The organism is Bradyrhizobium sp. LB11.1 (assembly GCF_040549385.1).
GTDB lineage: Bacteria > Pseudomonadota > Alphaproteobacteria > Rhizobiales > Xanthobacteraceae > Bradyrhizobium.
In genome coordinates, this window is the sequence record NZ_JBEPTH010000062.1 from 1 (window position 1) to 1,113 (window position 1,113).

Below are 1,113 nucleotides of genomic sequence, written 5' to 3' on the forward strand. Positions count from 1 at the left end.
GAGCTCGACCGCCAGGTGCTCGACCTGATCAAGGACCCGCTCACCCACATGGTGCGCAACTCCGCCGATCATGGCCTCGAGACCCCCGCCGAGCGCACCGCCAACGGCAAGGGCGAGCAGGGCACCATCCGTCTCTCCGCCTATCACGAAGGCGGCCACATCATCATCTGCATCGCCGACAACGGCCGCGGGCTGAACACCGAGAAGATCAAGTCCAAGGCGATCTCTGGCGGTCTCGTCACCGAGGCCGAGCTGGAGAAGATGTCGGAAGCCCAGATCCACAAGTTCATCTTCGCGCCCGGCTTCTCGACCGCAGCCGCCATCACCTCGGTCTCCGGCCGTGGCGTCGGCATGGACGTGGTCCGCACCAATATCGACCAGATCGGCGGTACCATCGACATCAAGTCGGTGGCCGGTGAAGGCTCCTCCGTCACCATCAAGATCCCGCTGACGCTCGCGATCGTCTCCGCGCTGATCGTGGAGGCCGCCGGCGACCGCTTTGCCATCCCGCAGCTCTCGGTCGTCGAGCTGGTCCGTGCCCGCGCCAACAGCGAGCACCGCATCGAGCGCATCAAGGACACCGCGGTCCTCAGGCTGCGCAACAAGCTGCTGCCGCTGATCCATCTGAAGAAGCTCTTGAAGATCGACGACGGCGCGGTCTCCGATCCCGAGAACGGCTTCATCGTGGTGACCCAGGTCGGCAACCAGACCTTCGGCATCGTGGTCGACGGCGTGTTCCACACCGAAGAAATCGTGGTCAAGCCGATGTCGACCAAGCTGCGTCACATCGACATGTTCTCGGGCAACACCATTTTGGGCGATGGCGCGGTGATCATGATCATCGACCCCAACGGCATTGCCAAGGCGCTCGGCGCCGCCGGCTCCTCGGCCCATGACATGGCCAACGAGAATGGGGCGCATCACGTCGGAAGTGGCGAGCAGACCACCTCGCTCCTCGTCTTCCGCGCCGGCTCCAGCCAGCCCAAGGCGGTTCCGCTCGGGCTCGTCACCCGCCTGGAAGAGCTTCCGTCGGACAAGATCGAGTTCTCCAACGGCCGCTACATGGTGCAGTACCGCGAGCAGCTGATGCCGCTCGTCGCCATGGAGAACGTC

General features: G+C 64.4%; 1 protein-coding gene. It reads left to right on the top strand.

Annotated elements, in window-relative coordinates; genetic code table 11:
- Window positions 1–1,113 (top strand): chemotaxis protein CheA (locus ABIA96_RS36585; RefSeq protein WP_354141727.1); only part of this gene is annotated, 1,113 nt, incomplete at both ends.